Annotated in this window: 21 protein-coding genes; 5 read left to right on the plus strand and 16 right to left on the minus strand. The window is 55.5% G+C overall.

All coding sequences use genetic code 11. The features are described 5' to 3' along the window. Window positions 1-51: 51 nt before the first annotated feature. The gene (locus DXXMK7_RS20530; RefSeq protein ID WP_038920607.1) at window positions 52-990 is read left to right on the plus strand and encodes a 3-oxoacyl-ACP synthase; all 939 of its coding nucleotides are present in this window, start codon (window positions 52-54) and stop codon (window positions 988-990) included. A gap of 281 nt (window positions 991-1,271) precedes the next feature. Beyond that, complete coding sequence (locus tag DXXMK7_RS20535; protein WP_038920608.1) at window positions 1,272-1,919, plus strand: GIN domain-containing protein; 648 nt, start codon at window positions 1,272-1,274, stop codon at window positions 1,917-1,919. Here the strand turns inward: DXXMK7_RS20535 and DXXMK7_RS20540 are convergent. From DXXMK7_RS20540 to DXXMK7_RS20560, 5 genes are all read right to left on the minus strand, one after another. Further along, complete coding sequence (locus DXXMK7_RS20540; RefSeq protein ID WP_231348829.1) at window positions 1,907-2,665, minus strand: 4'-phosphopantetheinyl transferase superfamily protein; 759 nt, start codon at window positions 2,663-2,665, stop codon at window positions 1,907-1,909. The genes DXXMK7_RS20535 and DXXMK7_RS20540 overlap by 13 nt on opposite strands. Next, window positions 2,634-3,953: a two-component system sensor histidine kinase VfmI gene (vfmI, locus tag DXXMK7_RS20545; protein ID WP_023638054.1), complete on the minus strand. Its 1,320-nt coding sequence runs from the start codon at window positions 3,951-3,953 to the stop codon at window positions 2,634-2,636. The genes DXXMK7_RS20540 and vfmI overlap by 32 nt, the downstream gene beginning before the upstream one ends. Further along, window positions 3,946-5,346 carry a two-component system response regulator VfmH gene (gene vfmH / locus DXXMK7_RS20550; protein WP_038920611.1) on the minus strand — a complete coding sequence of 467 codons (1,401 nt, stop codon included), beginning with the start codon at window positions 5,344-5,346 and terminating at the stop codon, window positions 3,946-3,948. Before vfmH ends, vfmI begins: the two co-directional genes overlap by 8 nt. A gap of 203 nt (window positions 5,347-5,549) precedes the next feature. Beyond that, the gene (locus tag DXXMK7_RS20555; protein WP_038920612.1) at window positions 5,550-7,985 is read right to left on the minus strand and encodes an ADOP family duplicated permease; all 2,436 of its coding nucleotides are present in this window, start codon (window positions 7,983-7,985) and stop codon (window positions 5,550-5,552) included. 4 nt (window positions 7,986-7,989) lie between these two features. Continuing rightward, a complete protein-coding gene (locus DXXMK7_RS20560; protein WP_038663661.1) occupies window positions 7,990-8,697 on the minus strand; it encodes an ABC transporter ATP-binding protein in 708 nt (235 codons plus the stop codon). A gap of 624 nt (window positions 8,698-9,321) precedes the next feature. On the opposite strand from DXXMK7_RS20560, the gene vfmE reads away from it, so the two are divergent. Further along, window positions 9,322-9,885, plus strand: coding sequence for an AraC family transcriptional regulator VfmE (vfmE, locus tag DXXMK7_RS20565; protein WP_038663664.1), 564 nt, complete (start codon window positions 9,322-9,324; stop codon window positions 9,883-9,885). A 63-nt stretch (window positions 9,886-9,948) separates the two neighbouring features. On the opposite strand, the gene DXXMK7_RS20570 is transcribed toward vfmE, so the two are convergent. From DXXMK7_RS20570 to DXXMK7_RS20615, 9 genes are all read right to left on the minus strand, one after another. Then, window positions 9,949-11,037, minus strand: coding sequence for an alpha/beta fold hydrolase (locus tag DXXMK7_RS20570; RefSeq protein WP_038920613.1), 1,089 nt, complete (start codon window positions 11,035-11,037; stop codon window positions 9,949-9,951). Further along, window positions 11,024-12,379 carry an MATE family efflux transporter gene (locus DXXMK7_RS20575; RefSeq protein WP_038920614.1) on the minus strand — a complete coding sequence of 452 codons (1,356 nt, stop codon included), beginning with the start codon at window positions 12,377-12,379 and terminating at the stop codon, window positions 11,024-11,026. Before DXXMK7_RS20575 ends, DXXMK7_RS20570 begins: the two co-directional genes overlap by 14 nt. A 20-nt stretch (window positions 12,380-12,399) precedes the next feature. Continuing rightward, window positions 12,400-13,011, minus strand: a complete 612-nt coding sequence (locus tag DXXMK7_RS20580; RefSeq protein WP_038920615.1) for a VfmB protein — start codon at window positions 13,009-13,011, stop codon at window positions 12,400-12,402. After that, a complete protein-coding gene (locus DXXMK7_RS20585) occupies window positions 13,001-13,267 on the minus strand; it encodes an acyl carrier protein (protein ID WP_174213724.1) in 267 nt (88 codons plus the stop codon). The genes DXXMK7_RS20580 and DXXMK7_RS20585 overlap by 11 nt, the downstream gene beginning before the upstream one ends. Before the next feature lie 13 nt (window positions 13,268-13,280). Continuing rightward, window positions 13,281-14,237 (minus strand): 3-oxoacyl-[acyl-carrier-protein] synthase III C-terminal domain-containing protein, encoded by a 957-nt coding sequence (locus DXXMK7_RS20590; protein WP_231348828.1) that lies wholly within the window; start codon window positions 14,235-14,237, stop codon window positions 13,281-13,283. 314 nt (window positions 14,238-14,551) lie between these two features. Then, window positions 14,552-19,018, minus strand: a complete 4,467-nt coding sequence (locus DXXMK7_RS20595) for an amino acid adenylation domain-containing protein (protein ID WP_038920618.1) — start codon at window positions 19,016-19,018, stop codon at window positions 14,552-14,554. A gap of 275 nt (window positions 19,019-19,293) precedes the next feature. After that, a complete protein-coding gene (locus tag DXXMK7_RS20605; RefSeq protein ID WP_038920620.1) occupies window positions 19,294-19,986 on the minus strand; it encodes an HAD family hydrolase in 693 nt (230 codons plus the stop codon). An 11-nt stretch (window positions 19,987-19,997) separates the two neighbouring features. After that, a complete protein-coding gene (locus DXXMK7_RS20610) occupies window positions 19,998-20,948 on the minus strand; it encodes a pseudouridine-5'-phosphate glycosidase (RefSeq protein WP_038920621.1) in 951 nt (316 codons plus the stop codon). A 345-nt stretch (window positions 20,949-21,293) separates the two neighbouring features. Further along, entirely contained in the window at window positions 21,294-22,187 is an 894-nt protein-coding gene (locus tag DXXMK7_RS20615) for a carboxylate/amino acid/amine transporter (protein ID WP_038920622.1), read from the minus strand. A 357-nt stretch (window positions 22,188-22,544) separates the two neighbouring features. Between DXXMK7_RS20615 and DXXMK7_RS20620 the strand changes: the two genes are divergently transcribed. Beyond that, window positions 22,545-23,045, plus strand: coding sequence for a MarR family winged helix-turn-helix transcriptional regulator (locus DXXMK7_RS20620; protein ID WP_038663695.1), 501 nt, complete (start codon window positions 22,545-22,547; stop codon window positions 23,043-23,045). 104 nt (window positions 23,046-23,149) lie between these two features. Here DXXMK7_RS20620 and argG read toward each other — a convergent pair whose 3' ends face one another. After that, a complete protein-coding gene (gene argG / locus DXXMK7_RS20625; protein WP_038920623.1) occupies window positions 23,150-24,499 on the minus strand; it encodes an argininosuccinate synthase in 1,350 nt (449 codons plus the stop codon). A gap of 119 nt (window positions 24,500-24,618) precedes the next feature. Here argG and DXXMK7_RS22875 point away from each other — a divergent pair, with 119 nt between their 5' ends. After that, entirely contained in the window at window positions 24,619-24,762 is a 144-nt protein-coding gene (locus DXXMK7_RS22875) for a hypothetical protein (protein ID WP_157987365.1), read from the plus strand. 52 nt (window positions 24,763-24,814) lie between these two features. On the opposite strand, the gene DXXMK7_RS20630 is transcribed toward DXXMK7_RS22875, so the two are convergent. Further along, window positions 24,815-25,717: a nickel/cobalt efflux protein RcnA gene (locus DXXMK7_RS20630; RefSeq protein ID WP_038920624.1), complete on the minus strand. Its 903-nt coding sequence runs from the start codon at window positions 25,715-25,717 to the stop codon at window positions 24,815-24,817. Window positions 25,718-25,802: the final 85 nt, after the last annotated feature.

The following is a 25,802-nucleotide window of genomic DNA, read 5'->3' on the forward strand; positions in this document are numbered from 1 at the left end:
GGGGTTAAGTAATTGCTAAGGGGTTAAGTAATTGCAGGGAGTAGAGTAACAGTGCGTCTGACCCGTTTTGTGACCTGGGTGCCGGAGCAGAGACTGAACGCCAGCGAGATTATTCGCGCCGCGGGCGCCAGCGCCTCGGAAGCGCGGGTTTTCTCGCAACTGTTCGGCTTTCGGCAGGTAGCGGCGCTGGGTAGCGACGTGTCGCTGGCCTCGGTGTTCCACCGGCTGCTCAGTGAGCTGCAGCGCCAGTCGCCGCACCCCGATCGCCCGGCTGATGTGCTGATCTACGCCCACGGCATGCCGGTGCAGGCGGCGGAACGACAACCCTGGCTGGCTCAACTTGGTCAAGAGCATCCGTTTATTCGCGATAGCGCCCCCTGCTACGAACTCGACCAGCAAAACTGCGCCACGCTATTTTGGGCGCTGGCGCTGGCCCAACGGCTGCTGTCGCAACAACGAGCCAAGCGGGTGGCGATCATTGCCGGCGATACCTTGTCTGCATTTGCGATGCAGGAGCGATATTTCCCCGGCTGTACTATGGTAGGTGATGCCTTCGCAGCACTGCTACTGGAAAATCAGCCATCCGGCTTCCAAATAGAACCAGTCTATACCGGACAGCGACCAGAGTTTCATGAAGGAATTCATGGTAGCGAGCATGCCAAAAAGGGATTTTATCAAGCTCATGATGAGCTGATTTTCGATGCGCTACAAAATACAAGGTCAGGTAACCCGACACATCTCCATCTCTTGCCGCACAACGTCAATCGGTTAAGCTGGCTCAATTATTCCCGTCGTCATCAACATCCGCTGGAAAACATTGCGCTCGGTCTGATGCCGGATATCGGACACTGCTACACCGTCGATCCGCTGCTGTTGCTGCCGGCCGCGTTGCCTGCCATTCAGTCCGGCAAGCCCCACGTCATGCTGTCCGTCGGGCTGGGCGCCTGGATCGGCAGTTGCCGAATCCGATACGCTGACGCGCCGATCTGACGCTGTGCGGCCTTGCCGCACTATTTAGCCGCATTTATCAGAATAGTTCTCAATTTCAGACAAAAATGGATAATTCCGCTATGCATAATAGTCATCAGGGAAAGCTTTCGCTGGCTTGCCGGCGATAAGAGACAAGGATGTAACTGAACCGCCCCGACTGAACAACGGATGAATGATCAGACGGGTATCGGCCAGACAAGGATAAGCTGGCCGCGGGTTCCCTCCTGATACAGGACGTCAGGCTGGCATAGCAGGGATAGCAACGGAAAAGGGGGAGAGGAATGAAGGCATTGCTTTGTTCCGCGCTGGCGCTGCTGCCATTGATGGCGGCCTGTTCTCCGGCGAATCAGCAAAACGTGGAAGTGCCCTCCTTTACGACATTGGATGTCAGCCGTGGCCTGAGCGTCACGTTGGTTTGCGGTAATGGATACCGCGTGGAGGCCAGCGCCAGACAGGATGTTCTGGAGAAGCTGGTCATCCGCCCTCAGGGACAGAGCCTGGTAATCGAAAACCACTCCAGCGATGACAATATCCTGCGCGATCACAGCGTTGCGATCACCGTCACCATCAGTGCGCCGATTCATACGATAAAGGCGCAGTCAGGCGTCAAAATGACCGTTCCCGCCTGCGCGGTCTCACCCGACACATTCACGGTCGACGGCAGTATGGGCGCGGAGATCAATGTCGCGGGCAACACGCGTCAACTCGACCTGTCGCTGGCGATGGGGTCCTCTTTCAATACCCATGAACCAGCTTTTTCGGCGCAAGAGGCCGTTGTGAATATCGCCATGGGCGTAGACGCGCGGTTATGCCACGTGCGGCAACTGAGTGGAACCGTCACCACCGGCGCCAGAGTTCGGGTAGCGCCGGATACGCTGGTTCATACCAGCAACGGCGTAGCCAGCCTGATAGACCATCACGGCTGCTGAAGCGATGCGCTGTTTCCCGGCGCCTCGCCCTGCAGTATCAGCAAGCGCCACGCATCCGGCACGATCGATTTCGCGGGGAACAGGCAGTAGCTGAGCGCTACGGACGGCGCCCCCGCAATCCACGCCTCATCCAGCCAGCAATCGCTAATCTGCCCGTCATCCGCCACCCGGAGAGCGCCCTGACTGTCGGCCAGACAGCTGAACGACGCCAGCGATTTGTGCAGCCCTAATCCCAACGCTTTGATATAGGCTTCCTTGCGGCTCCACAAACAGGTGAACGCCGGCAGGAATTGCGCGTCATCCAACGAGTCCAGCCAGCGGATTTCATCAGGGTGAAAGAAACGTCTGGCTATCGACCGCTTACGGCTCGCATGACCCTGACAGCTTTCCACATCCACGCCCACCGGGCTGTGGCGCGCAAAAGCGAAGGCAAAGGCGCTATGGGTATGAGACAGGTTGAACTGAATAGTCGGGTGCTGCGGTAAAAACGGTTTGCCGTGCGGGGTGCGCTCAAAGCGTAATGCGGCGGCCTCCTGCTGACACAACGGCGCCAGCAGATTACGCAACATTCCTTCCGCCAACTGGCGGGACGCCAGCGCCGTATCCGGCGGTACGCCGCAGGCCTGACGGGCCTGAGCGACGATTCCCGGACTCGCCAATTGCGCACGCGGCACCACAATGCAGTGGGGATACGGCCATGCTCTCGCCGTCAGGTCATCCCAGCGGCAGGAAGATATTGACGACACAGCCTTCTGCATCCTTACGGTTCTCCAGCGTCAGGTGCCCGTCATGGCCTTCGACAATCTGCCGGCACAGAATCAGCCCGATGCCGCTGCCATGCGTTTTGGTGGTATAAAACGGCACGAACAGGTTTTCGATATTCGCCACCCCTTTGCCTTGATCGATAATCTCGATATGCAGTTGCCGGGCAATCACTTTCCAGCGCAGCACGATTTCACCCTGCCCGGGCGCCATTGCTTCATCGGCGTTTTTCAGCAGGTTGATGAACATCTGCTGCATTTGATTGGCATCGACCATCGCCTGCTGCGGCGCGTCCCCGGAAAGAACCAGTTTGCGCTGTGGGAACAGCATCGCCATTTGCATCATCAGCCCGGCGATATCGCATGGCTGTTTGTTGGCCGGCGGCAGACGGTTCAACTGACGATAACTGCCGACAAAGGTGATCAATTCGCGGGCGCGATTGTTGATGATTTCCATGCCGTTGACCAAATCCGGCGCCGCCTGATGCTGATTATCCTTACGGAACACCTGCAACAGCGTCTGGCTGATGGAGGCAATCGGCGTCAACGAGTTGTTGATCTCATGGCTGATCACCCGCAGCAGGTTCTGCCAGGTTTTCTGCTCTTCGTTACGCAACAGCTTGCTCACGTCGCTAATGAATAACAGATGGTTTTGCCGGCCGTCTTCGATAAAGGAATCGTGACGAATCTGGAACATTCCCCGTGTACCGGGGAAACGCCAGTCGACCGGCTCGGCATCGGACGGCTGCTGCAACAGCCCTTCCAATCCGAACTCCGCCGCCGGTTGTCCCACCAGCAGTGATAACGGTTTGTTGACCAGCGCCGCCGCCGCGTCGTTGCACCAGATGATGCGCCGCTCCGCATCCAGCGCGAACACGCTGATATTGATATTGGAGATCACCTTGTGCAGCACATAGTAGGTTTCTTTTTGCTGCTGACGGCTGCGCGCCATCGTGCCGGAAAGCTGGTTAATCTGACGGATCAGGTTATCAAACGCGCCTTTGTCCTTGGTCACGCCGCGCAGGCTGAAGTTTTCCTGCTCCAGCGCTTCCAGCAGGTTGGACACGACGTGGATCTTGCCGTTCAGTCGCTCGGAGAAAGTAAAGCTGCTGTAGACCAGACACAGAAAAATGATGAAGACCGTCAGTATTTTCAGGTACACCGACTGGTCGGGAAACAGCCATAGCAGGAAATACCCCAGCAAGCCGGCAATCGCTGCGACATTGAATGACAACAGGTGAGGAGGCTCAAAGGAGGAGTCGAGTTTACTCATGGTTAATCTTGTATTTTTCCAGTCGTCGGTAAAACGCACTGCGGCTCAGGCCCAGCGAACGGGCAGCCTTGATGGCGTTGCCCTCAAACTTCGCCATACGCTGACACAGCAGGCGTTCTTCAATATCGGCCAGCGTCGCCTCGGAGGCCACTTCCGGCTCGGCTTTCGCCACTTTCTGCGGCGCGCCAGGCAGTGACGGAAAGATATCGTCACTGTTCAGCCGGGATGCTCCGCACAGCAACACCGCCCGCTCCAGCAAATGACTCAGTTCGCGGATATTACCCGGCCAGTGGTAACCCGACAGCGCCGCCTGCCCGGACTGGCTGAGTCCCGGCGCCGGCTTGTTGTATTTTCTGGCGTAGCGGTCAATGAAATTCAACGCCAGCGGCATGATATCCTGCTGCCGTTCCACCAGTGACGGTACGCGTAACTCAATGGTGTTGAGACGATAATAGAGATCCTGACGAAACGTCCCTTCCGCCACCCTGACATCCAGTTCAGCGTTGGTGGCGGCGATAATACGGCAATTGGTTTTCAGCGTACGGGACGAGCCAACCCGCTCAAAACAACGCTCTTCCAGAATACGCAGCAGCTTGCTTTGCTGGGTCATCGGCAGATTGCCGATCTCATCCAGAAATAGCGTCCCTTTATCCGCCAGTTCGAAACGCCCGACGCGGCTTTCCCGGGCGTCGGTAAACGCGCCTTTCACATGGCCGAACATCTCGCTTTCAAACAGGTTTTCGTTGATGCAACCCATGTTTACCGACACCATGTTCTCGTCACGGCGCGGAGAAAGCTGATGAATGACCCGGGCCAGCAGGCTTTTGCCGGTGCCATTCTCGCCCAGAATCAGGATGTTGGTCTCGGTTGCGGCCACCTGCTCCACGACCCGCATTAATTGTTTCATCGGCGCGGATTCCACCACCCACTCGCCATTGAAATTGTCTTCCAGTTCCAGCTTCAGCAGTTTGTTTTCTTCTTTCAACCGCTTGCCGGAACGCTGGCTGAGGCTAAAGGAGATCTGCTGGCGAATCACATTCAGCAACCGCTCGTTGTCCCAGGGTTTCTGAATAAAATCCACCGCGCCCGCCTGCATGGCGCTCACCGCGATATCGACGCTGCCCCAACCGGTCATCGCCACCACCGGCAGGTATTCGTCGTAACGCTTTATCTCTTCCAGCAACACCAGCCCTTCCTGCCCGGACGTGGTATCCCGCTGATAGTTCATATCCATCAGGATCAAATCGAAATCATGCTGGGACAACTGAACGGGCACCTGCTCAACGGCGGAAGCGAGAGTGACCTGATAGCCTTCCATGGACAGTAACATCTGCAGGCTGGCCAGAATATGCGCGTCATCATCAACAATCAGGATATGTTGCTTATCCGCCATATGGGTCCTTATCACGCTGGTTCATACTGAAATTTCACACTGACAGGCGCCGCCGCAGGAAAACTCCCGCCGCGACGCCCCTTACAGCATAATCGATCCGTGGTAACTATTAACGGCTCTGTTGCGGGAAACTGGAGCGCCAACCGGTATCCTGACATGAGCGCCAGCACTGGCGCCACTGGCAGCATACCGCCCGCTCCCGTTTATTCATAACGTATCGCATCACCCGGTTTCATCATGATGACGCGCCGGGATGGGATCCAGGTAGCGAGTGCAACGATGAGCATGATAAATAAAGCAACGCAGACAAACAGCAGCACAAAATGACCCCTGCCATCGCCTAAAGCACGGTTAATTCCGGGAGCAGCCAGCAATGCCAAGGGTAATCCCAGTATCAAACCAGCAATAAGCTGGTTCACCCCTTGTAACATCAACATCTTAAGCAAATGGCTAGGGGTCGCTCCCAGTACCTGCCGGATGCCTATTTCCTGAGTTCGCTGGCTGATTGCGTTTTGTGTCACGGCATAGATACCGCTGGATGAAAGTACTATTGCAATAATCCCAAACAGCATGAATAAATTAGCGACGAACCTGACACCAAGCGTATTTCTTTCAAGCACATTGTTTAACGTTTGGGGCTGCGCCACCGGCATCATGCTATCAACGTTATATAACGCGAGTTTGAGCTTCTCAGGCAGGGAAGAAAGATGCTCTGCCTTAAGCATGATAGTCATCATGGGCGTGGGCCGTTGTAATAGCGAACGATAGACTGTTGAACGGTTTTTAAACGCACTAAACGGCCTGCCATGTACAACATGGGTTACAACGCCGATTATTGTATACCAACCAGACTCTTCCTCGTTTCTAAAACGGACGCGTTTGCCAATCGCACTTTTTCCATCAGGCCAATACTTCCTGGCCAGCGACTCACTGATTACAGCGACGGGAGGCGATTTTTCATTATCTAATGCTGAGAATTCACGACCATAAATCACCTTGACCCCCATCCCTGCAAGGCTTCCCGGCATGACTTGCACATCATTCACCATGGGATAATTCTCATCACCACTACTCCCATCTTCTCTGTTTTCAATGAGAAGCTGATGAGCAGCCGTGAATTCCCCCGGAGCGCTTGTGGTAAGCGATTCGGCAGTTATGTCAGGTATATCATGTAATTGTTTAGATAATTTCAGATAAAAATCACGCCTGCTTTGTGCATTCGGGTAAATATCTTTATTAAGGTTGACGCGAGATATCAGGTAGCCATCAGTTGCTACCCCATAGTCTGCATTTTTCGCCTGTGTCACTAAAATTAACAATAGGATACTAATGCACAAAATTGAAAAAGAGAGTGCCACCTCAATAACAACTAATGAACGTCCAGCCTTACTGGTTCGATAACCGGGTATGCCACGGGAGCCATCCCTTAACGCTTGAAAGAACTGACCATTAGCGATTTTCCAGGCAGGTAATGCACCGGTAATGAATGCGGTGACAATCACTAAAATGCCCGCATTCAAAATCATGCTGCCGTCAAGCGACAAATGCCACCAGGATGGCACACGATTAGGAACAAAACGGGGAAATATCGTATTTGTTAAATCCAATCCCCAAGCTGCAAGCAATACCCCGACAATGCCAGCCAGGATACATATAATTAAGCTCTCCCATAACATCTGCATGATCAATCGAATCATAGGTGAACCTAAAGCGACACGCACTGCAATCTCTCTCGTACGCTGATGAGAGCGGGCTAGAAGCAGATTCCCCACATTACAACAGGCTAATAATAGAACAAATGCTACAGCAGATAGGGTAATAAGAAACACCTGAGCAGTATCATCACCCATAAAGCTGACTTGAAATGAAAGTGCTATCGCTGAAATACCTTTATTACTTTCCGGATATTTATCAGCCAGCCTTCCCATTACGGATGCAATTTCCTGATTAGCCTCATCTAGGGAGAATCGAGGATTTAAGTGAGCATAAACATAAACCTCTGGTGCCTGATTTCTCAGAGATAAAGATTGTAACTTTATTTTTGATGGTAACCACAAGTCATGGAAAAATGGAAATGCGAATCCTTTAGGCATAACACCAACAATATAAGTACGCACACCATTTATCTGTATCGATTGGTTAAGAATGTCTCTTCTGCCGTTAAAATAATTTTCCCATAGGTCATAACTAATTACCGTAACAGGTACTGCTCCAGACAGCATATCGTCATCATTCAAAACCCGCCCCATTAATGGCGAGACCCCCGTATAATCAAACATCTGGGGTGTACTGAGAATACCTATATACCTAGCAGATCTTTTTCCATCATTAAGATCCAAATACTCGGCATAAAAATACCCGACATCTTCTACCTTGGTCAGTTGACGAGAAAGCTCTGTATAATCAAGAAAATTCAAGCCAGAGTCATCAAGACTCACGCCACCCACATTCGGCGTCACCATCACCATGCCTTCCCCCTTCGGATACGGCAGGGTTTTGTACATGATGGTGTTGATGACGGAATACATATACAGCGCCAGCCCCAACCCGCAGGCCATCACGGTAATGGTCAGCACGCTGAATCCGGGGCTTTTGAGCAGCAGACGCAGGGCGTAACGGATATCGAACCATAAATTCATCGTGTTATACCGCCTGACGCAATTGTCCGTTTTCGCCATCGGCCACTACCTGCCCGTCAGACAGCACAATGGTGCGCTGGGCGCGCATGGCGGAACGCGGGTCATGGGTAACGATACAGATGGTCGCGCCGTCCTGATGCAGTTCATCCAGAATATTCATTACCGCTTCGGCATTGGCGGAATCCAGGTTTCCGGTCGGTTCGTCCGCCAGCAGCAACGACGGCTTGCCGACAATGGCTCGCGCCACCGCTACCCGCTGTTGCTGACCGCCGGAAAGCTGTGACGGGTAATGGCGCACCCGGTGCGACATGTTGACTTTTTCCAACGCCTGGATGACCCGCGCTTTCTGCTCCGATCGCGACAGGTCATTACGGTAAGTGAGCGGCAACGCAACGTTTTCCGCGATAGTCAGGTCGCTTATCAGATTAAACGACTGAAAGATAAAGCCGATTTCCCGGTTACGCAGTCGAGCCATTTCCCGGCGGCCGATGCGTTCAACATCCGTGCCGTTCAACCGATAGCGCCCTTCCGTTGGCGTATCCAGCAACCCCATGATGGACAGCAGCGTCGATTTCCCACAACCGGACGGCCCCGCGATAGAGACGTATTCTCCCGAGTGAATAGAAAGGTTTATCTTGCTAAGGGCATGCGTTTCAATTTCATCGGTAAGGAAGATTTTATGCACATTATCAAGTTGAACCAGCACCGTCATGGGAAATCCTCAGTGTATAAATAGAGTCAGCCTTCCTGAGGCCGAGGGTATCTTACAGGCAGCAGGCCACTCACTTTTATCTCTGGTTTTAAAAATGTGTCCAAAATACCTCCACCTGTCCATGACGACGCCTCTTTCCTTCTGTTGACCAGCTCTCCATGCCGTTTCCCGTTCATCTGCGTCATACCGCACGCGCACGGTCTTCGTAAACGCCGGTGCTGCGCCTTTTTCTAACAGCACAAATCATACCAATTACATCCTGATCACGGCCGGCACCCGCTCGCCGTGCAGCCGGCGGGCCTCCGGCAACCGATGCGTACGTCGGCTTCCTATCGGCACGGCGTGTCGTACCCCCGGCCCGTGGCAGGGTAGCGCATCAGGATTGTCATTTGCGAGACGAAAAATCCCATGTTCGGCACAGCCCGATCCCATAAATGGGACGAGTTACAGGTAGATGTAAGTATTTCCCTTGAAAAACAACCCTTCACAACATGGCACACAATTTGCGTTAGACAGATCGCACATCTGACCAAAGGACAATAATTAACCACTGACTTCGCCGCTGTAAGGATTTTTGGATTTAGCTGGACCAGACACGGGGAATCTATTTTTTGGGATGACACCATGAGCTTACAGAACACCTACGCCCATACGTTGGATAATGATATTTTCAACAACAACCTGATTCAGGATATGTACCGCCGTCACCCTAATTTGAGAAAAACGCTCGCAGCCAATAATAAAGCCACCAGCCTGGCGGGAATTATTGACTATATCATCGACAATATCGGTAACAATATTACGCTGGAAGATCTTGAAGACGTCAGTGGTAAATCAAAATTTGATATTTGCCGTCTTTTCAATCAGGTCTATAACATTACGCCGATGCGCTGGATTTGGCGTGTACGCCTGACGCTGGCAAAAGAGATCATTCATATTTCGCCCAACTGGTCGCTCACCGATATTTGCTATGCCTGCGGTTTTTCCTCGCTGCCGCACTTTTCCCGTTGTTTTACCAAGACCTACAACATTCCGCCGCTGAAGTATCGCAAAGCGGTTTCGCAGGAACGGGAAAACGAACAGCCGCGCACCCTGCAAAACATGAGCTTCGATATTATTTTCGGCAAACAGCGTCATCTGTTCTCGCGTCACGTGCTGCTGGATAATATCCAGAACCTCTGTAATTAAACCCCCGATAGAGCCCGCCGTCACCGATGGCGGGCTCGGCTGATGCGCCAACTCTCTGCAATATCATGCCCGCTTTGACGCCACCGACATCGGACCGTACCGCGACGGCTCCGCGCCATCAGCCATTATCGAATGCTGAATGAGTGGTGGAATCTGTCTTTCAGTTCCCGCTCCGGCGTCAGATAAAAACGACAGAATGCGTTGATGTACCTGGGGGCTGCGTAAAATCCCCAGATGGCCCAGCCCGCGGGTATAGAACACGTCGCTGCGGGCAAACGCCCGGTGGATCTCGTCCGCCACCTCCGGACGGACGCGCACATCCTGCCAGTCATGGCAAATCAGCGCCGGGCAGTCGAGCGTGCGGTAGAGCGCCTCGCCGACCTGATCGGGATGAAAACCAAAGCGCTGCGCATAAATCGCTTTCATGGGCGCCGCCAGCGACGCCGACACCGAAGCGCCCGCCAGAAACCGGTCGATCATCTTGCCGAAATTGTCCGGGCTGGCCAGCAACACCAGCCGCTCCGCCGCCAGTCCCTGCGCCAGCGCCAGGCTACACACCAGGCCGCCGCTGGAATGCCCGACCACCGCACAGAACGGTCCGTAGCGCTGCCCCAGCCGGATAATCAGGCTGGCCAGTTCATAGTTGGACACCCGCTTTCCCTCGGACAGCCCGTGCGCCAGCAGATCCGGCATCACCACGCCGTATCCCTGCGCTTTTAGCGCCTCGCACAACGGCCGGAACATGATGCCGCGGCCCTCCCAGCCATGTACCAGCAAGACGGTTTTTGCCGGCGTATCCGCAGGCGGCGGCACCCAGCGAAACACATACACGTTCTGGTGTTGAAAACAGACCGTCTCCTGCCGAAAGCCGGCCAGATATTCGTGGTCCATCTGCTTGTAAGAGATGTAACGCGTGGTTTCAAACAGATGCAGCAGATAGCGCGCCGCCAGATGCAGCGAACAGCGCTCCAGCAACCACAAATCCGCCAGACGCAGCGCGCGGCACAGCCGGATGTAATGCGTTTCCGGCTTGATCCGCACTTTAAGCAGCAGCGACGGGCGGCGCCGGAGCTTCACCAGCACGCGGTAGTAGTTGTACTGGACGAGCGTCGCCAGCCACATCAAGGGGTAGCACAGGCTATACAGCAGCATCCCGTTCTCCCAGCGCGCTGGCCAGCAACCGGTACTCACGCAGGAACACCGCGGCGTACAGCAGGCTGAACGCCACCATCAGGCCGGCAATCGCCTGCACGTCGTTAAGGTAGCGATGCGCGGTCAGCGCGACCGCCACCATCAGCAGTTCCAGCATCAGCGTAAAAATCAGCACCCGCTTTCCCCGCTCCATCTGTTCCAGCAGCGTTTGCAGCGCCGCCACCAGCGAGGTGAGGAAGAATGTCGGCAGCAACAGCAACAGTAACGTCTGGCTGGATTGCCGGATCGCCTCGTCATTGGAGAACCCGGCCAGAATGCCGTCGCGCACCCAGCATACGCCGGCAGTCAACGCCAGATAGGCCAGCACGATAAGCCAGACGCCATTGTTCAGCAGGCTCGCCAGCAGCGGCGCGGCATGGGTTTTGAGGCGCTGGTTCAGCAAAATGGCGATGGCGGAGCCGGTCGCCACCGCCGGAATGATGAAGAACGCCCGCAGCTTTATCACGATCAGGAACGCAGGCAAGAATCCCGCGCCCAGCGCGGCCACCAGCGGAAAAATCACCATCGAACTGAGGAACACCACCAGCATGGAAAAGCCTACCGGCAACCCGGCGTTGGTCAGCAACGCCAGCAGGCGAGGCGCGAACGCCTGCGGCCGCTCATCCGGCACCGGTGTGGCGACCCGGCGCAGCGCCCGCGCCGCCAACGGCAGCAGCACTAGCGCCGGAACGCTGTTTGCCAGCAGCACGGCATCAAAACCAAGCCGGTAGACGTGAAAACCCAGGTAACAGCCCGCGGCGTTCAGCAGCACATAGCCGCACATCAACGTCATGGCCGGCACGGTTCGCCCCTGTCCGCGCAGCGCCGCGTTGCACATTTCCAGCGCCAGAAACGGCGTCATCGACAACAGATACCCCGGCGCGGCGCTCTGCATCCACGCCAGATCAGGGCTGTTCATCCAGCCGGACAGCGGCGATGCCAGCACCCGGCACAGCAACGCCGCCAGCGCCGTCGTCAACACGCCGGCGCCGGCGAGCCACAGCGTACTGTGCCAGATGCGCTGTCGCGGCCAGTCATGGCGGGAGCGGGCGCTGAACACCTGATTCGTGATCGCCAGACATTCCAGAATGGCGATAAACAGGAAGTTGAACGGCTGCAAAAAGGAGAGCGTCAGCAGCGTCTGGCTTTCGGTACCGTTGCCCAGAATCGCAATCTGCATATTCTGAGACAGCGACACCACTACTGCGGTCACCATCATCGGCCAGGCCAATGCCATGATCTGCCGCATATCCCCACTCGCAGCCGGGGCAGCTCTGGACATCACACGCGAGATCAGGCTCATCGTCCTATCCTTTTCCGTATTCAGGCCGCCGCCAGACAGCTCGCCTTGCCATAGACGCTGTAAAGCATCATGGAGAAATAGGACAGGCTATGGGTGTTGCCCAGCAGGAAACCGTGTCCGCCCATCATCTTTTCCGCTTCATTGTTAAGCTGGGTGATCTGGTAGTGATCATCCTCCAGGCCGGCCAGGTCGCCCTCCTGCAAACGCTGATACTGTTGCTCCAGCAACAGCGCCGCCTTACCGGCCACGTCGGCGAAACTGGCTTTGATCAACTGATGGCGGGTGGTTTTGGTGCCAAAGCTGTTGCGGCTGGACAGATGCTGCCAGCTCATGGTCTGCATGCGGGCCAGCACCCCCAGACGAGCGGCGCACACCAGTATCGGGAAACTGGCCGGCAGCGTCAGGGTATCCGTACCGCGCACCGCATCCAGACCGAGGTGATTCAACACCCGGTCAAACAAGCGCTGCGGCTGGTCGGCGTCAGGCAGGCTGCTGATTTCCTGAATCTGATACCCAATCGGATGAACGTACTGCGCCGCTCCCGACGACGGTTGCAGCAGACAGGCCAGCGCATCGGACAACGGCTGCTCCCGAAAAACGTCCCAGACCTGCTTGACGCGTTCAACTGACATGCCGTACCTCCTGCAATACATTGGCGTTCAGCCAGCTAATCAGACTGCCCACGGTGGTGAAGGCATCCATGTTGATTTGGTCAGGATCGAACAGTAGCCCGTCGATGTTATCTTCAAGCGTCAGCAAAAATTGCACAAACATCACCGAGTCCAGGTCGAGGTCATGATCAAAATCCGTTTTTTCATTGATCTTGATGTCGTCATTCTCCATGACTTCGCGTAACGCCTGTTGAATAGTGATTAATAACGCAGACATGTCTGTCTCCTGTTTAGATATCAATTTGCTGTATCAGCGCGCAGGAAAGCGTGACCCCCATTCCCATCGAAAAACAAAAATAGTTTTTCGCGCGACCGGTTGTAGTTTTCATTAGTGAAGAAAAATTAAATAAAACGTCTGAACAATACAGATGCCCGTAGTCAGAAACCTGCCGGCTGAATAAGCGATCGCCCATATTCAGACGTTGCGCCACCTGACGTAATAACGGGAAATTAAGATTGCAGGGAACAAAATAGTCCATCTCATCCATGCCGATACCGCTGTCCCTGACGGCATCGACAATAAAACGGCACAATTCATCCAGCAGACAACCATTCAATTCGGCTTTTTCCTGCCGGGTCATGTTGCTCGGATTGTTATAAAAACGGCTTAAATGCCTGACCGCCGTAAACGTCACCCGCCACGGGCTGTTCGCCGCATTGAAGAGCGCCGCCACCGGCAGCTCCCCCTGTACGCCGACCGTGAAGCGGTTGATTTCAGGGTGAAACGCCTTCTCCCCCGTCAGCAACAGCACCGGCGTATTCCGACGCACCGCGCTGTGCCGCACCAGATGCAACGCCGACAGCGCGCTGGCGCAGTGATTCAGACCCAGCGTCGTGACGTCCCAGTGCCCCAACCGCTGGCGCTGCAGGATGTCATCCAGACAGGGGCGGTCAAAAAAGGTGTTATGCGTCTGCGTTTTGGCATAGATCAGCAGCCCTTCCTGCGAAGGCAGCGTCGGCCAGCTCTCAATCAGCCCCGCCACCACCGACTCCAGCATCGCCTGATGGCTGTCGGGGCGCATCGGCACCGTCTTTAGCTGATACAGCTTTTCCATCATGCGGCGCTGCCCTTCCCGCAGCTGATGCGAATCCCCCAATTCTCCCAGGGGAAAACGCCGGATGCGTTCCGGCGCTTCATGATGAATGTCATTCAGGCAAAACATGCCGGTTTCCGATGAAGTTCGCACGGCTACCGTCCCCATGTCGCACAAACGCTCATGACGCTAATGCTCATGACGCTAATAGTGAAGCTATGTCGCAGCGACACCGTTCATGACCCATGATCGAACACAGTCAATCTACAGACACTTTGCCAACAAACGAGTTTTGTTTTTATCCGCAATTGCCGCCGCCTTGTTTTCAGCACGCTTTTATCTCGAAAGTGGGATTAATGCGCTAAAAAATGGGATTGTGCCGGCAAAACAGCGGAAAAATCGGTTTGATAATGGGACAACAAAGAAAAGCGCGCGGGAGACTCCCCGCGCGCGTTATGCCGACCGTCTCACCCCACCAGGCTGGAAGGCGACTGTTGGTACTGAATGACGCTCGTCAGTTCGGCGATCCCCGGCGCTTTCAGCATGCTGTAGTGGTCCGCCATCAGTTCCAGCACCGTGGGCGGCAAAGCGGAGAACCCGCCGTGATTCTCGATGAACGAGTAATCGTCGCCCTGCGCCTTGATGATGGTTACCGGCGCGTTCAGTTGCCGCTGCTGTAGCTCGCTAAAGGTGTAGGAGAACTCGAAGGTCTGCGCCACAATGCGGGTGATCCGCCGTACCAGCCCATCATCCAGCGCCGGGTTGAGCTCGGTGATAAAGGCCACAAAACTCTCCTCGTCGCGCACCGTTTCCAGACAGCGCGCCAGCGCCGGGTCGGTAATACTGCCGATAAATACCGAAAACAGGATGGTCAGATAACCGGGATTATCGAAATCCGCCGTACGGCTCATGGCGGCCACTCGCTCATCGCGCAGCTTCGGCGAACCGGGCGCCAGCAGATACAGGTTGTCCACCACCTCGCCCGCCTGCTCCAGTTGCCAGGCGGTTTCGAACGCGACGCGCGCGCCGAAAGAGTAGCCCCACAGCGTATAAGGCCCGTGCGGCTGGTGCTGGCGAATCAGTTCAATGTCTCTGGCCGCCATCTCGCCGATGGTGGCATAAGGCGTCTCGCCCGGATTGATGCCATGCGCCTGAATGCCAAAGAACGGTCGCTCCGCGCCCAGTTGACGCGCCAGCAGCCGCAGGTTCATGCAGTAACCGCCCAGCCCCGGCCAGCAGTAAATTGGCGCCTGACGCCCTTTGGGCTGCAACTGCACCAGACGGGATACCGGCTCCTGACGCGCGCGGCTCAGCCACACCGCCAGTTTCTCAACGGTGGGCGCCTGAAACAGCACCTGCAGCGGCAGGCTGGCGTTCAGCGTCGCGTTCAACTCATTGATCAGGCTGACGGCGATCAGCGAATTACCGCCCGACTCGAAGAAATTGTCGTCCACCGACACCTCCTCGCGTTTCAGTTTCACCTGCCAGACCGCCATAATCTGCTGCTCCAGCGGATTACGGGGCGCGACGATCGTCTTGTGCTTCAGCTCGACATTAATATTCGCCAGCGCTTTCATGTCGATTTTACCGTTTGCCGTCAGCGGCATTTCATTGAGAATCAGTACCTTGTTCGGCATCATGTAGTCCGGCATGAACGTCGCCAGATCGTCACGAATCATCTCCGCCGGCCCTTTCATGTGTACGGCGTCTTCCCGCATACCCTCGCTGTATTTCTGCTCGTCGCTGATGCGCCCGCCAATAAAGAAATAATACGGTCCGGTGCGATGACCGAGAATGTGCCAGAAGCGGCGGGCGGCGGGCAGATCGTTGCCGGTTTCCGAGCTGTAGCCGGAAGACATCAGCCCGAAATTCAGCGGGTTCATCTGCAGGCGTTGCAGTTTACGCCCCACATTCACGTAGCCGGCCCAACCTTTGGTCCGGCTGGCGATACTGATGCCGAACGACGAGCGCTCATACACCGCCTGATTGATGGCGATAACATGTTTCTTATCAATAACGTCATTGGCAATGTGCTGCAGATCGCCGTGAACGTAGCGATAAGTCCCCACCGGCAGATCGGCGATGTTCGCGCCGGCGGTCTGCACATAAATATCCAGATCGTCATCCGCCGGCAGACGCGGCCCGCACAGCACATCACAGGCTCCCAGATAGTCATCGTCCTGATTCATGGCTAGCGGCGCCGGGTCCAGCGCCGCTGCGTCGCACAGCGTCACGCCCAAACCGTAATCCGGCAGGATGCTATCCAGCATGCCGATGATGTGCCCCATCTCCATTTGCAGCACTTCCCGAATGTTGTTTTTGTAGATGGGTTCGATGGCGCTCTTCTTGCCGACAAAGTGCAACCGCAGGCTGCCCGGCGTCACCGAAATCTGCTCGCTGACCCGAATCAACTGGTGATGCACCGGCTGGTAGTAATAATGTCCGGCGGCCAGCCCGGCCACGTCGTTCAGTTCCAGAAAAACCTGAGTGGCGTACAACGCGCCCGGCGAAGCGTAGGTATATTTGGGCAGCAGCCGTTCCGCGCTGGCGAACTGACCCAGATAACGCAGCCAGTGCCCCAGTTCGTCCAGCGTCAGGGCATCCGGCTGGCGGGAAATGGCCGTCAACAGCGGTTCGTGCAGCAACGAGAGAATGTCGTTACGGCTGACGGCGCCGCCGTCGTAAAACCGATAGGTTTTGCGGGCGAACGCGGTGAGGCGCTGTTTCTCATCCGGCTGTTTGCCCGGCAAATCGAGGGTATACGGCTGGCTGGCGGCCGGAAATTCCCGGCATCCTTTATTGGCCAACTGCATCATGACCTGCGCCTTATCGGCTTTGGACTGATGATGCGAACCGTGATTGCCCTGATCCATCAGCGCCGCTTCGCGGGCATTCAGTTCAATAAACGAAATCAGGTTCTGATAGCCGGTGAACGGGTCGTTCCTGACGATCACCGCCGCCGCTTTCACCCAGTCATGGGTTTCGATCGCCGAGCGGATCTCATCCAGCTCGACGCGATAACCGCGCAGCTTGACCTGATTGTCGGCACGGCCGGCGTACTGGACCGTGCCATCGTGATTCCAACTGGCGATATCGCCGGTCCGGTATAAGCGCTGTCCGGAGCCGGCCGGCGCAAACGGATCGATAATGAAACGCTCGGCGGTCAGGTCATCACGATTCAGATAGCCTCTCGCCACCCCGTCGCCGCCGATGTACAGCTCCCCGGTTTGCCCGACGGCCACCGGCGTCAGGCAGTTATCCAGAATGTAATAACGGGTATTCGCCACCGGCGCGCCGATGGACAGCGTATCCGGCCCCTGCTGCACGCTGGCGGGATCAACCCGGAAAGCGGAACTGTTGATGGTGCATTCGGTCGGGCCGTACAAATTAACGAGTTCGCAATCAGGCAACGTCTCCAGACACGCCTGCGCCAGGTGCTTTTGCAGCGCTTCGCCGCCGCTGAAAATCCGCCTCAGCGCCGGGCAGTCAGTCAGGCGTTCGGTATCCAGCAGTGCCTGCAGCAACGTCGGCACGCACTGCAACGTCGTCACCTGATACTCCGCCAGCATATCCACCAACTGCTCCGGGTTACGGTATACGCCCGGCTCGCCCATCACCACCCGGCAACCGCAGGCTGGCGACAGAATTTCCCACTGCGCCGCATCAAAGCTCATCGGCGTTTTCTGCAGAATTACCGTCTCTTCATTCAGCCCGAAGGTTTGTGTCAGCCAGTTCATCTGATTCAGCACGCTATGATGTTCAATCATCACGCCTTTCGGCTTGCCGGTGCTGCCGGAGGTATAAATCACGTAGGCCAGATGATGCGGTGCGATATCGTTCGCCGGCGCGTCGGGCAGAGGGTGCGTGTGCTGATGCATAAACGCATCGACATCGTCCGGCGTCACCACCTGAATTCCCGGCGGCGCCAGCGCCAGCAGCCGCTCACGCAAATGCGGCTGGGTAACGATGATACGGGTTTGGCTGTTCTCCAGCATATAAGCCAGCCGATCTTCCGGGTATTCCGGCGACAACGGCAGATAAGCATTGCCGGACAGCAGAATCCCCCAGGCGCCGGTCATTAGTTCCAGCGATGGCTCGACAAACAACCCTACGCAACGCTCGCGTTCCGTCTCCAGCGCATTCAGGTAGTGCGCCAGCGCGCCCGCCTGCCGGTAGAGTTGCCGGTAACTCAGCGACCGATCGCGGAACACCACCGCGGTCTGTTCCGGATGGCGTTGCGCCCGGTTTTTCAGCCGTGCGGCGACCGTCGTTTCTCCGTCCCACGCCCGTTCGGTCTGGTTAAAAACGTGCAGCACGCGTTGGCGTTCGGCGTCGTCAATCAACCCGATATCACGCAGCGTTTCCACACCGGTTTTCGCCGCGAACGTCGTTATCTGATGCCATACCTCAGGCAGTTTTTGCATCTGCGTCGCGTTGAAACGAGCCGGGTTAAACCGCAGCGTCAGCACTAACGCCTCTTCGCGGCTGGCGACATGGCATGTCAGCGCCCGAACCGGCTCGTTCTCCACTGGCGGCTGCCAGGATATTTCCAGGTCAAAAATATCGTGGAGCGCATGTTGCGTGCCCAGCTTCAGCACGCTGACGCCCACGTCATTTTTCTGACAAATAGCGTCCGGCGTCATCCAGGTTATTATTTTGCGGGTAAAATCGGCAATAGGCGTGGCGCTATTAAGCCGAACATTCAGCGGGAGAATATGTTGACGAATATGTTCGTCATCTTTCCAAAAGGCTATTTCCTGTGGATGCAAATGAAAACCGACGATCATTTCTTCATTCTGGGTAATACGCGATACCGCCAGCGTCAGAGCAGAAAAAAGATAACGAGCCAGGGAGATATCGTCATGATCAGGTAATAATCCTTTATTCAAAACTAATACCGGGTAATTGAATGCGTGATTCGAGATGTTATCCATTACAATCCTCGTGCATGAATCAATAAAAATAAATCGAACGGTTTTATTTCAGGATAAATCGCCGTACATAGGATTTGACCCCAGACTCCAGTCTTCAGGTCAAATCCATTTTCCGGGCAATAAAATGACTAAGAAAACTCAGGTATACTCGTCATACTTCAAGTTGCTGGTGCGTTGGCTGTCCTCGTTCACCCCAGTCACTTACTTGAGTAAGCTCCTGGGGATTCACTCGGTTGCCGTCTTCCTGCAACTCGAATTATTTAGGGTATAGAATATCAACAATAAGATATCGGGGAAGAAGACAGTTTTAATAACGCGTGGGCAGCCCCGACTACCTCGCTAAATGTATCAACAATTACCTGCGGTTCCGCCGCCTTAAGCTGGTCGGTGTTATGAATCCCCCAGGTGACGCCAATGGCGGCTATACCGGCCTGTTTCGCCATCAGCAAATCATGAGTGGTGTCGCCCACCATCGCAGTGGTCGCCGCATCAGCGCCCAAACGGGACATCGCCAGCAGCCCCATTTCGGGGTGCGGTTTGGGGTGTGCCACCATGTCCGCCCCCAGCACCAGATCGAAGTACGACCACAATCCGGCCGCCTCCAGCAGCGCTTTCGCACTGGCGAATACCTTGCTGGTGGCGACCGCCAGCGTATACCCTTGCCCTTTCAGCAATGCCAGCCCCTCCACCACGCCGGGAAAAACCAGCCCCGGCGCCAGCGGCAGCACCTGCTCACGGAAAACGGCCTGATACAGCCTGACCGCGGCGGTTACCCTTTCGTCCTCGACCGGCAGCGCCAGAAGCTGACCAAAAGCTTTTTCCAGCGGCAGGCCGATAGTGGCGCGAATGGCGCGACGGTCCTCAACCGGCATCCCCAGATCGCGCAATGCCGTGACAAATGCACTAACAATGCCGCTCGGCGTGTCGACCAGCGTGCCGTCCAGATCAAAAATCACAAGTGGCTTCATGAGACATATCCTTATGCCTGGTTTTGCTGCCGTAGGTAGTCGGTATGGGCGCGGGCCAGTTTGCCAGCCAGCGCGGCGGTACTGATCAGCACCGACATATTGGCCTTGACCGTCCGCCCTTGCGTGGCTTTGGCGACGGCGCGCATCAGATACGGCGTGGCGCCCGGCCCGCGAATACCTTCACGCTCCGCCTGAACGGCGGCGTCACGGATAATCGACTCCACTTCATCGGTGTCGATGGCGTCCTCTTCGTGAATCGGATGGGTAATCAGCACCGAGCTCTGGTTACCCAGCTTCCAGTGCATCTCGATGGAACGGGCAATAACCGTGGCGTCGTCCAGCCGATGGGGGCTGTGAAAACCACTGGAACGGCAGTAAAAAGCGGGAAAATCGTCAGATTGATAGGAAATGATGGGTACGCACTGGGTTTCCAGATATTCAAGCGTCAAACCAAGGTCGAGAATACTCTTGGCGCCGGCACACACCACCGCGACCCGGGAGCGGGTGAACTGGATCAGGTCGGCGGAAATATCCATCGACCGCTCGGCGCCGCGGTGCACGCCGCCGATGCCCGCCGATGCAAAGAAAGGAATACCGGCCAGGTCCGCCGCCACCAGCGACGAAGCCACGGTGGTCGCGCCCATGCCGCCTTGCGCCAGAATCACCGGAATATCGCGGCTGCTGGCTTTCGGAATGCCCTTGGTCGAGCCAAACCGTTCAATATCGGCATCCGACATACCAATCAGAAATCGGCCGTTTTCGATGCCGATCGTCGCAGGAATCGCCCCTTCGGCACGCACAGCGGCCTCAATCTTTCTGGCCGTAGCCACATTCTCAGGATAAGGCAGGCCGTGGGCGATCACGGTCGACTCCAGCGCCACCACCGGCTTACCGGTATGCAGCGCCTCCTTTACCTCATCGCTAAACAGCAGTAACTCATGCGAAAAATCCGTTTTAGACATAATATTCTCTCATCCTGGGCGATTATGTCAGGTTATCCCCGTCATACTTCAAGTTGCAGGCGCATTACGTTGCTCAACGCACGAGCATGTGGTCCTGCAACTCAAATTTATTGGGGGTATATTATCGATAATAATACATCCTGAATTATTATCGATTCGTACTAATCGCCAGCGTAATATTTTCACCGACTGGCGTATAACATCTTCATTAAATTAAAAAACGTTTTTCCTGTCTGCAAGATATTAACTATTGATCTGATAACCTAAATTTATTAGGCAATATGTATATTACTTTAATATTTCATGTTCAAGATTATTTTGTGATATGTAACACAAAAATATTATTTATTTGACAGCACAGTCAGATTGCTCCAACTGCTTCACTTTTTTTCTTCTGCTAAATAACGAAACATCCTGAACAATAATAATCGCCGAGAAAATGAATACCACTCCGACCAATTGTGCTCCGGAAAGTCCTTGTTGAAGAAATAAAAAGCCCAGAAACAGCGCGACCAACGGGCTGAGAAAACCCAGCATCGACATCATCACCGGCGAATTAGCTTCAATACCGGAGAACCACATGAAATACGCCAGTAAAGAGCCGGGAATCGCCAGGTAAAAATAACCGGCAAGGTTGGTCAGGTTCACCACATCCGGCAACGGCTCTGTCAGCATCTGCACCGGCAGAATCACCAGCCCGCCGCAAAACAGCTGCCAGCCGGTAAACGTCAGCATCGTCATTCCGGCCGGGCGCCCCCACTTTTTAGTCAGCACCAGACCGGACGCCATACTCACCGTCGCCAACGCCGACGCCACCAGCCCGGCGGGGTTCAGCGGCGCTTTCGGCAGCGAAATCAGCAACGCAATACCGATGCCGCCGGCCACGGCCGCCACCATCTGCTTTTTCAGCACCGGCTGCGTCAGCAACAGGAAAGACAACAGGATGACGATCAGCGGCTGAAGCGACCCCACCAGCGCCACCACGCCGCCAGGCAGGCGATAAGCAGCAAAAAACAGCATCACAAAGAACACGCCGATATTGAGTGCGCCCAGTACAAACAAGCGCCACAGCCAGCCGACCGGCGGCAGAGTTTTACCGAGAATGAGAATAATACCAGCAGGCAACGCCCGGATCAGGGCAGCCAACAGCGGTTTGTCGGCAGGCAGAAATTGGGTGGTGACAAAGTAGGTGGTTCCCCAGACACAGGGGGCGTAAAAAGCGAAATCTTTTAATTTCACGAAATGAACCTTCCTCAAACTGTTCCTGTCAAAAAGCGGAGGTCTATTTACGATCTCCGCTCAGCCTGAGGCGTACCGCCTCCCTGGCCGTACAGAAGGCGCACATCCATGTGCAGTTCTCCTGACTTACTCACTTTCGATCTTCCCGTATCTTGACGCATCACATCCTGTGACACCGATAAACAACACCGTATATTACGATTTCGTAATATACGCATACGTAATTAGTGTGTCAATAACATCTGACATTGAATATTTCTTTCCAGAATATTACAGTAGGGTTGATCGCGTAATGGTATTGACCTACGCCTTAATAAAAAGGAATGGTTTTTTATATTAATCAAGGATATCTAGTTAATGGCACGCTACCTGGAAGTATCAGATATTGTTCAACAATGGCGCAACGAGCGCCCCGACCTCGATGTCGAGCCCATGCTGGTGATTGGCACCCTATCCCGTGTCAGTCTGCTGATTGACCGCGCCCTGGACAAAGTATTCAGCAAGTACAAACTGAGCGCCCGCGAGTTCGACATTCTGGCGACCCTGCGCAGACGAGGCGCGCCTTATGCCATCAGCCCGTCTCAGATCGTCAACGCGCTGATGATCAACAACAGCACCCTGACCAGTCGGCTGGACAGGCTGGAGCAGGCCGGCTGGCTACGCCGGATGCCGATTGAAGGCGACCGCCGTTCAGTCAACATCCAATTGACCGACGAGGGTTTCGCTCTGATCAATCGGGTAGTGGAAGAGCATGTGGAAAATGAACGCGACATTCTCTCCCCGTTCAGTGAAGAAGAAAAAACGCAGTTGCGCGCCCTGCTGGGGCGGGTTGAAAAACACCTGGTAAACAACCGTTAATGATCGGGTGACATCGCGGTCTGGCAGCCAGCGGCAACAGACGGCAGGCACGAAAAAGGGGCATCCAGACGGATGCCCCTTTTGCCGTTACATGCAGGCCGCGATTATTTCGCGGACTTGTCCTGCAGCAACGGATTGGCGACCTGCGGCAGACCCGCATTGCCGGAGGAAATCAGGCCGCTTTCCACGTAGTTGAACAGCTTCTCGCGGGTGTCGGTGATATCCAGATTACGCATCGTCAGCTGGCCGATACGGTCATCCGGCGAGAACACGGATTCGCCTTTTTCCATCGTCAGGCGTTCCGGTTTGTAGGTCAGGTTGTCCGACACGGTATTCAGGATCGAATAGTCGTTGCCGCGACGCAGTTCAAGCGTCACTTCGCCGGTGATTTCGCTGGCGACCCAACGCTGCAGCGCGTCACGCAGCATCAGCGCCTGCGGGTCAAACCAACGGCCCTGATACAGCAGGCGGCCCAGTTGGCGGCCATGAGCGTGGTACTGCTCGATGGTGTCTTCGTTATGGATGCCGGTCACCAGACGTTCGTAGGCGATGTGCAACAGCGCCATCCCCGGTGCTTCATAGATGCCGCGGCTTTTCGCTTCGATAATACGGTTTTCGATCTGGTCGCTCATGCCGAGGCCGTGACGACCCCCGATGCGATTGGCTTCCAGCAACAGTTCCACGTCATCGGAGAACGTCTGGCCGTTCAGCGCCACCGGATGGCCGCGCTCGAAACGCACGGTCACTTCTTCCGCCGGAATGCGCACGTTTTCGTCCCAGAACTTCACGCCCATGATCGGATTAACGATTTTCACGCTGGAGTTCAGGAATTCCAGATCCTTCGCTTCGTGGGTCGCACCCAGCATGTTGGAGTCGGTGGAGTAGGCTTTTTCCGCCGACATTTTGTAGTCGAAGCCCGACTTCGTCATAAACTCGGACATCTCCTGACGGCCGCCCAGTTCGTCGATGAAATCGGTGTCCAGCCAGGGTTTGTAGATTTTCAGTTCGGCATTGGTCAGCAGACCGTAACGGTAGAAACGCTCGATGTCGTTGCCTTTGTAGGTGCTGCCGTCACCCCAGATATTAACGCCGTCTTCTTTCATCGCCGCCACCAGCATGGTGCCGGTCACCGCACGGCCCAGCGGCGTGGTGTTGAAATAAGTCATACCGCCGGTGGTGTTGTGGAACGCGCCGCACTGAATCGCCGCGATGCCTTCCGCTACCAGCTGTTTACGGCAATCGATCAGACGAGCATTCTCAGCGCCATACTCTTTGGCGCGACGCGGAATGGCGTCGTAGTCGTCTTCATCCGGCTGACCCAGGTTCGCGGTATAGGCATAAGGCACCGCGCCTTTCTGACGCATCCACAACAAGGCGGCGCTGGTGTCCAGACCACCGGAGAAAGCAATCCCAATCCGCTGGCCCACCGGAAGATGTTTCAAAATCGTCGTCATAACTATTAATCCCTGCTTGATTTCGATGGCGTTAAGCTTAGCAGCCCTGCCGCCGGGTTACGCAATGTCTGGTCATGCATTGAGACGCGCACGACACGGCGCCATCAGAATCGACTGCGATGAACAACCGCGCATCAATGCATATTTATGCAAAATTTATGATTGATAATTTAAACATCTTTTCCGGCGGACCGGAAGAGAGGAGGCGGATTTTCAGGAAAAAAATTCGCTACGGCGGCTCTGCTCTCAAAGAAAAGCCATAAAGCCGCCGTTTTTCACACTGCCGGCATGGCGAGGTTACGGAGAACGATGCGGCTATAGCGGCAAACGCGCCCAGCCATGAAGCAGCATATACACACCCACTACCGCGATCAGCAAGCTGGAAAAATAGGGCGCCCGGCGCGCCAGCGTGGCGAATCCCGGCCAGCGGCGGCTGGCCTGCTGTACGCTCAGCGCCGCGCCGACCCCGACAGCCACCAGCGTCAACGCCAACCCGATGCTGAAACATACCACCAGCGCCGCCCCCAGCGTAAAAGCCTTCACCTGAATACACAACAGCAGCACCGTGATGGCGGCCGGGCAGGGAATCAACCCGCCGGTCAGGCCAAACAGCAAAATCTGCCCGTTGCTGGCTTCCCGATTGGCGAAACGCAGGCGTATCTCGTTGGCATGCGCCCGCTCATGTGCGTCCTGATACTCACCATGATGATACTCACCATTAGCCTGCCCGTGGTCATGTGGATGTTCGGCATGCTGGTGAGCGTGATTACGCTCATGGTGATGATGATCATCATGGTCATGGTCGTGATGATGGTCATGATGGTCGTGGTCGTGATGATGCTCATGACTATGCTGATGTTGCACCCATGCCCGCTCGTCGCGCCAGGTGCGCCAGAACATCCAGGTGGCGGTCCCCAGAATGATGATGCCGGAAATAAACTGCAGCCAGGGCTCGGTGTATTCGGCGGTAAATTGCTGGCTCAGGTACATGCCGCCCAGCGCAATCAGCCAAACCACGGCGGTATGGGACAACGTAGCGGCCACCCCCAGCATCACCGCCTGCTTCACCGTTCCGCGAATCGCCACGATAAACGCCGCCATCATGGTCTTGGAATGCCCCGGCTCCAGGCCGTGTAACGCGCCCAACAACACCGCGCTGGGAATAAACAGCCAGGCGTTAGCCACGCCCTGCTGCAAAAGTAAGGAAAAATCCGTCATAGTTAGCGTCCGAATCAGGTGGTCGGCAGGCCAGCCTGGAAGTGAAATGATGAAAATATACTATACCCCAGTATAGGGTCAGACA

This window comes from Dickeya sp. MK7 (genome assembly GCF_000406305.1).
Lineage (GTDB): Bacteria > Pseudomonadota > Gammaproteobacteria > Enterobacterales > Enterobacteriaceae > Dickeya > Dickeya fangzhongdai.

Coding starts and splice junctions, on each gene's coding strand:
- DXXMK7_RS20555 (WP_038920612.1), bottom strand. CDS start 7,985: ATGAATTTATGGTTCGATATCCGTTACGCCCTGCGTCTGCTGCTCAAA.
- DXXMK7_RS20605 (WP_038920620.1), bottom strand. CDS start 19,986: ATGAAGCCACTTGTGATTTTTGATCTGGACGGCACGCTGGTCGACACG.
- DXXMK7_RS22875 (WP_157987365.1), top strand. CDS start 24,619: ATGAACAACCGCGCATCAATGCATATTTATGCAAAATTTATGATTGAT.
- DXXMK7_RS20630 (WP_038920624.1), bottom strand. CDS start 25,717: ATGACGGATTTTTCCTTACTTTTGCAGCAGGGCGTGGCTAACGCCTGG.
- DXXMK7_RS20580 (WP_038920615.1), bottom strand. CDS start 13,011: ATGTCAGTTGAACGCGTCAAGCAGGTCTGGGACGTTTTTCGGGAGCAG.
- vfmH (WP_038920611.1), bottom strand. CDS start 5,346: ATGGCGGATAAGCAACATATCCTGATTGTTGATGATGACGCGCATATT.
- DXXMK7_RS20575 (WP_038920614.1), bottom strand. CDS start 12,379: ATGAGCCTGATCTCGCGTGTGATGTCCAGAGCTGCCCCGGCTGCGAGT.
- DXXMK7_RS20535 (WP_038920608.1), top strand. CDS start 1,272: ATGAAGGCATTGCTTTGTTCCGCGCTGGCGCTGCTGCCATTGATGGCG.
- argG (WP_038920623.1), bottom strand. CDS start 24,499: ATGACGACGATTTTGAAACATCTTCCGGTGGGCCAGCGGATTGGGATT.
- DXXMK7_RS20620 (WP_038663695.1), top strand. CDS start 22,545: ATGGCACGCTACCTGGAAGTATCAGATATTGTTCAACAATGGCGCAAC.
- vfmI (WP_023638054.1), bottom strand. CDS start 3,953: ATGAGTAAACTCGACTCCTCCTTTGAGCCTCCTCACCTGTTGTCATTC.
- DXXMK7_RS20570 (WP_038920613.1), bottom strand. CDS start 11,037: ATGCTGCTGTATAGCCTGTGCTACCCCTTGATGTGGCTGGCGACGCTC.
- DXXMK7_RS20560 (WP_038663661.1), bottom strand. CDS start 8,697: ATGACGGTGCTGGTTCAACTTGATAATGTGCATAAAATCTTCCTTACC.
- DXXMK7_RS20585 (WP_174213724.1), bottom strand. CDS start 13,267: ATGTCTGCGTTATTAATCACTATTCAACAGGCGTTACGCGAAGTCATG.
- vfmE (WP_038663664.1), top strand. CDS start 9,322: ATGAGCTTACAGAACACCTACGCCCATACGTTGGATAATGATATTTTC.
- DXXMK7_RS20595 (WP_038920618.1), bottom strand. CDS start 19,018: ATGGATAACATCTCGAATCACGCATTCAATTACCCGGTATTAGTTTTG.
- DXXMK7_RS20610 (WP_038920621.1), bottom strand. CDS start 20,948: ATGTCTAAAACGGATTTTTCGCATGAGTTACTGCTGTTTAGCGATGAG.